This is a genomic window from Mycobacterium colombiense, assembly GCF_003284975.1.
GTDB lineage: Bacteria > Actinomycetota > Actinomycetes > Mycobacteriales > Mycobacteriaceae > Mycobacterium > Mycobacterium europaeum_A.
This window is the reverse complement of record NZ_QMEU01000173.1, coordinates 1-5,787: the sequence shown is the minus strand read 5'-3', so window position 1 is coordinate 5,787 and position 5,787 is coordinate 1. Positions and strand designations below refer to the sequence as shown.

The 5,787-nt window shown below is 70.5% G+C and carries 6 protein-coding genes; 4 read left to right on the top strand and 2 right to left on the bottom strand.

Annotated features, from left to right (window positions below):
- A partial coding sequence (locus DQP58_RS25645; RefSeq protein ID WP_112710880.1) for a hypothetical protein occupies positions 1-891 on the bottom strand: 891 nt, incomplete at its 3' end.
- A 128-nt stretch (positions 892-1,019) separates the two neighbouring features.
- On the opposite strand from DQP58_RS25645, the gene DQP58_RS25640 reads away from it, so the two are divergent.
- Positions 1,020-2,144 (top strand): DUF475 domain-containing protein, encoded by a 1,125-nt coding sequence (locus DQP58_RS25640; RefSeq protein WP_112710879.1) that lies wholly within the window; start codon positions 1,020-1,022, stop codon positions 2,142-2,144.
- On the opposite strand, the gene DQP58_RS25635 is transcribed toward DQP58_RS25640, so the two are convergent.
- Positions 2,125-2,613: an inorganic diphosphatase gene (locus DQP58_RS25635; RefSeq protein WP_112710878.1), complete on the bottom strand. Its 489-nt coding sequence runs from the start codon at positions 2,611-2,613 to the stop codon at positions 2,125-2,127. The two genes, DQP58_RS25640 and DQP58_RS25635, sit on opposite strands and share 20 nt — an antisense overlap.
- Before the next feature lie 124 nt (positions 2,614-2,737).
- Here DQP58_RS25635 and dacB point away from each other — a divergent pair, with 124 nt between their 5' ends.
- The 3 genes from dacB to tilS all read left to right on the top strand — a co-directional run.
- Positions 2,738-4,123, top strand: coding sequence for a D-alanyl-D-alanine carboxypeptidase/D-alanyl-D-alanine endopeptidase (dacB, locus tag DQP58_RS25630; protein WP_112710877.1), 1,386 nt, complete (start codon positions 2,738-2,740; stop codon positions 4,121-4,123).
- Entirely contained in the window at positions 4,120-5,193 is a 1,074-nt protein-coding gene (locus DQP58_RS25625) for a zinc-dependent metalloprotease (protein WP_112710881.1), read from the top strand. Before dacB ends, DQP58_RS25625 begins: the two co-directional genes overlap by 4 nt.
- Positions 5,172-5,787, top strand: a 616-nt coding sequence (tilS, locus tag DQP58_RS25620) for a tRNA lysidine(34) synthetase TilS (protein WP_112710876.1), incomplete at its 3' end; no start/stop codon positions are given. The genes DQP58_RS25625 and tilS, both read left to right, overlap by 22 nt.

Genomic DNA, 5,787 nt, shown 5'->3' with positions numbered 1-5,787 from the left:
AAGCCGATCGCTGCGCTCGTCGACAAAATGCGCAATCAGGTTGCCCTGCATGGCCGTCAGCGGCACCAGCAGCGGCGCGCGGGTCAGCGTGACGGCCAGGATGATCACCCCGCCCTGCGCGCCGAGCTCGGCGCTGGTCAGCTTCAGCAGCACCGGAAATCCCATCACCAGGATGGCGCTGGCGCCGGCCGCGGTGATTGAATGTGCCGCGCCCCGTAGGAAGGTCGCCGTGCCGCCCGGGGTGAGCAGCAGGGCGGTGGCCCTGGTCGCCGGCGAGGCCACCAGCAAGATCAGCCAGGCGACCGCCCCCGCCACCGTCGCCCACAGGAAACCGACCAGGCGCCACCCGAGCGCCACGGTGGCCGAGGCCACCGCCACCCGGATGACGGCGTCGGTCACCATCAGCGCCCCGTAGCGGGTCCACTGGTTGGTGCCGGCCAGCATGCCCAGCAGGGTGGCGTGCACGCAGAATCCGGCCAGGCCGACCGATAGCAGCGCCACGGACAGCAGCCGTGCCTCGACGAACACCCGCCCGCTCCACAACGGCGCACTGACGGCGATCACGACGGCCGCGGCCACACCCACCAGCATGGCGACCCGCATCGGGTGGGTGCGCGGTTCGCCGGGCACCGGCAGCGCGGCCAGGTCGCTGACATAGGGGGTCGAGCGGACCTCGCGGGTGGTCTCCTGCAGCAGGCCATTGGCGGCGCCGGTGACCAGCCCGAACGCCCCCCAGAACACCCCGAATACCGAAAAGCCGGTCGGCGCCAGGTCACGAGCGGCCAGGTAGATCACCGCGTAACCGCACAGCGCCGTCACGGCGGTGGCGGTGCCGACCCTGGCCATGCTGCCGCGCGCCACCGGTCCCTGCGAGGCGCTGATCTCGGTCATCGGGTCGGCGGCGCTTTCGGCCGACTGCCCCGATGTTTCGCCACAATTTGAAAATTCTATGCGGCCCGCAGCGGCCGCCGGCGGCGACGATCCGGTTCGCTAGTGTGGGCGGCGGCCGGGAAGGATCCATGTCCGCTTTGCGCACCTTCGGGGTCTCGCTGTTGGTCACGGCGGCGGCCCTCGGCCTCGGATACGTCTACGGCGGCTTCAAGGGTCTCTACCTGCTGTTGGTGCTGGCCGTCCTCGAGGTGTCGTTGTCGTTCGACAACGCGGTCATCAACGCCTCGATCCTGAGGCGGATGAGCCGCTTCTGGCAGCGGATGTTCCTGACCATCGGGATCCTCGTCGCCGTATTCGGCATGCGGCTGCTTTTCCCGCTGCTCATCGTGTGGGCGACCGCGGGCCTGGACCCGGTGCGGGCGATGGAGTTGGCGCTGCATCCGCCGCCGCACGGCGCGCTGGAGTTCCCGGACGGCTCGCCCAGCTACGAAAAGCTCGTCATCGCGGCCCATCCGCAGATCGCGGCGTTCGGCGGCATCTTCCTGTTGATGCTGTTCCTGGATTTCCTGTTCTATGACCGAGACATCAAGTGGCTCAAGTGGATTGAGATCCCGTTCGCACGCGTCGGCCGGCTGGGGCGGGTGTCGCTGGTGGTCACCGGCCTGGCGCTGGTCACGGTGGGCACGCGGCTGACGCACTCGGGGGACGAGGCGGCGACGGTGCTGACCGCCGGGCTGCTGGGCATGGTGACCTACCTGGTGGTCAACGGATTGAGCCGGGCCTTTCGGCCGTCCGACCCCGAGGCCGACGCCGAATCCGGCGCGCCCAACCCCGCGACCGGCTGGGCCGGCCTGACGCTGTTCCTCTACCTGGAAGTCCTCGACGCCGCCTTCTCATTCGACGGTGTCACCGGCGCGTTCGCCATCACCTCGGACCCCGTCGTCATCGCGCTCGGGCTGGGCCTGGTGGGGTCGATGTTCGTCCGGTCGATCACCATCTACCTGGTTCGCCAGGAAGCGCTGGGCCGGTACGTGTACTTAGAACACGGCGCGCACTGGGCGATCGGGGCGCTGGCGGTGATCATGCTGGCCTCGATCGAGCCGCGGTTCGAGATCCCCGAGGCGTTCACCGCCTCGGTCGGGGTGGTCTTCATCGCTGCCGCGCTGGGCTGGAGCATCCTGCGTAATCGGCGCGTCGCCCGCGCCCAGCGTGATCAGTGCGCGCCTACGCGCGTCAGTGCCCCTGGGCCTTGAACCGCTCGATCGAGCGCTGGATCTCCGCCTCGGCGTCCTCGCGGCCGACCCAGTCCGCGGCCTTGACGAACTTGCCCGGCTCCAGGTCCTTGTAGTGCACGAAGAAGTGCTTGATCACGTCCAGCTCGAACTCGGGAACGTCGCCGATGTCCTGGATGTGGTCCCAGCGGTGGTCGCCGGCCGGCACGCACAAGACCTTGTCGTCGCCGCCCTTTTCGTCGGTCATCCGGAACATCCCCACCGGGCGGGACTCCACGATCACGCCGGGGAACACCGACTGCGGCAGCAGCACCATCGCGTCCAGTGGGTCGCCGTCCTCGCCGAGGGTGTCCTCGATGAAGCCGTAGTCGGTCGGGTAGGCCATCGCGGTGTAGAGGTAGCGGTCCAGACGTAGCCGACCAGTCTCGTGGTCGACCTCGTACTTGTTCCGCTGGCCCTTTTGAATCTCGATGGTCACGTCGAATTCCACCGCGTCGGCTCCTTGTCTGATTAGGAAGGCGTCTGTTTGGGCAGGCCAATTTTGCTCTGCTACACCCTAGTCGAGCGCATCGGCGCCGATTCGGCAGAATGGGTCGCAGACAGTCAGGAGAGTCATGGCCCGTACTCGCTGGCAAAAATCCACCCCAGTGTTCATCGGGTTGGGCGTGCTGGCGTTTGTCGTCGCCGTCGTGGTGGCGGCAACGTTTTTCACCACGGCCGGGCACGGCGCCAACAGCGCGCATGCCCCGATCCCGCCGCCGCACGCACCGACGGTGAAGCCGGGCATGGTCCCGGTCAGCGACACCGCCGAGCTACCCAGCGGACCCGGCGTGGCTGCCACGCTGGCGCCGGTGGCGGGCGACCCAAACCTGGGCCGCCTCGGCGGCCGGGTCACCGACGCCATCACCGGGAAAGAGCTGTGGCAGGTGGCCGACGACCTGCCGCTGGTGCCCGCGTCCACCAACAAGGTGCTCACGGCGGCCGCGGCGTTGCTGACGCTGGACCGCCAGGCCCGAATCAGCACCCGGGTGGTGGCCGGCAGCCAGAACGCCCAGGGCCCCGTCGTGCTGGTGGGGGCGGGCGATCCGGCGTTGTCGGCGGCGCCGCCCGACGTCCCCACCTGGTACCGCGGATCGGCGCGGATCAGCGACCTGGTCGAACAGATCCGCCGCAGCGGCGTGACGCCGACGGCGGTGCAGGTCGACACCTCGGCGTTCAGCGGGCCGACGATGGCGCAGGGCTGGGACCTCGCCGACGTCGACAACGGCGACATCGCGCCGATCGAGTCGGTGATGATCGACGCCGGACGCATCCAGCCCAGCACGGTCAACTCGCGGCGGTCCCGCACCCCGGCGCTGGACGCCGGCCGGGAGCTGGCCAAGGCGCTGGGCCTGGACCCCAACGCGGTGACGATCGCCACCGCGCCGTCGGGAGCCCGGCAGCTCGCGGTCGTGCAGTCGGCGCCGCTGGTCCAGCGGCTGTCCGAGATGATGGACCACTCCGACAACGTGCTGGCCGAGAGCATCGCCCGCGAGGTGGCGGCCGCGATCAACCGGCCGCGCAGCTTCGCCGGCGCCGCCGACGCGGTGACCAACCGGCTGACCACCGCCCACGTCGACACCGCGGGCGTGGTGCTGCTGGATTCCAGCGGGCTCTCGGTCGACGACCGGTTGACCGCCAAGACGCTCGACGGGGTGCTGCAGGCCGCGGCGGGTCCGGACCAGCCGTCGCTGCGGGCGCTGCTGGACCTGCTCCCGATCGCCGCCGGTAGCGGGACGCTGGCCGATCGCTTCACCGACGCCTCCACGGCTCAAGGGCCCGCGGGCTGGCTGCGCGCCAAAACCGGCTCGCTGACCGGCATCAACGCGCTGGCCGGGGTGCTGACCGACCGCAGCGGCCGAGTGCTCACCTTCGCGTTCATCTCCAACAACGCCGGCCCGAACGGCCGCAATGTGATGGACGCGCTGGCGACCCGGCTGTGGTCCTGTGGGTGCTCATGACGCCGGCGTCGGAGCTCACGCTGGGCACCGCGGTCGACTGGCGGTTCGCGGCCACGGTGGGTCGGCGGCTGGCCAGGCCCGGCCCGGCGTCCAGCGACTACACCCGCCGCCAGGTGATCGACGAACTCGCCACCTCGTCGGTCAAGGCCGAACCGTTGGTGCGTGACGTCACCGGCCTGATCACCGACGGCTTTGACAGCGGCCATGTGCCGGCCGCCCGCATCGTCGACCGCCCCGACTGGATCGCCGCGGCCACCGAGTCGATGCGGGTGATGATGAACGGCGCCGAGAAGCCGCGCGGCTTTTTCACCGGCCGCGTCACCGGCGCGCAGACGGGCGCCGTCCTGGCTTACGTGTCCTCGGGGATTCTCGGCCAATACGACCCGTTCGCCGCTGATGACGGCGCCCGGACCGGCTGCCTGCTGCTGGTGTATCCCAACGTCATCGCCGTCGAGCGGCAGCTTCGCATCGAGCCGTCCGACTTCCGGCTGTGGGTGTGCCTGCACGAGGTGACCCATCGCGTGCAGTTCACCGCAAACCCGTGGCTGCCCGATTACATGTCGCAGGCGCTTGGCCTGTTGACCCGCGACGCCGGGGAGGACATGGGGCAGGTGATCGGCCGGCTCGCCGAATACGCCCGCAACCGCGGAAGCGGGGCCGCGGAATCCGACGCCAACTCGGCGGGAATCCTCGGTCTCGTGCGCGCGGTGCAGTCCGAACCGCAACGGCAGGCGCTGGACCGGTTGCTGGTGCTGGGCACCCTGCTGGAGGGCCACGCCGACCACGTCATGGACGCCGTCGGGCCGATGGCGGTGCCGTCGGTGGCCACCATCCGCCGCCGGTTCGACGAGCGCCGGCACCGCAAGCAACCGCCACTGCAGCGGTTGTTGCGCGCGCTGCTGGGACTCGACGCCAAGCTCAGTCAATACACCCGCGGCAAGGCGTTCGTCGACCACGTGGTGGGCCAGGTGGGCATGGCCCGGTTCAACGCCATCTGGACCGACCCCGAGACGCTGCCGCTGCCCATCGAGATCGAAGAACCTCAGCGATGGATCGACAGGGTGCTGTAGGCCAGCTGCGCGCCGCTGTCGAGGCGTTCGTCAAGTCCCACCTCGCCACCGACGATCCGTGGTGCGTGGCGCTGTCCGGCGGTCCCGATTCCCTGGCGCTCACCGCGGTGGCCGCCCGGCTGCGGCCCACCACGGCGGTGGTTGTCGACCACGGGCTGCAACCCGACTCGGCCGCCGTCGCCGACACCGCGCGGGCCCAGGCCCTGGCGTTGGGATGCGTTGCGGCCCAAGTGGTTCGGGTCCGGGTGGGCAACCAGGGTGGTCCCGAGGCGGCGGCGCGCGCCGCGCGCTACGCCGCGTTGAACTCCCAGCGCAGCGGCCCGGTGCTGCTGGGTCACACGCTCGACGACCAGGCCGAGACGGTGCTGCTGGGCCTGGGCCGCGGGTCCGGGGTGCGCTCGATCGCCGGGATGCGTCCCTACGATCCGCCGTGGTGCCGGCCCCTGTTGGCGGTGCGCCGGGCGGTGACGCACGCCGCGTGCCGGGAGCTGGGCCTGACGCCCTGGCAGGATCCGCACAACACCGACCGCCGCTTCACCCGGACCCGGCTGCGCACCGAGGCGCTGCCGCTGCTGGAAGACGTGCTCGGCGGCG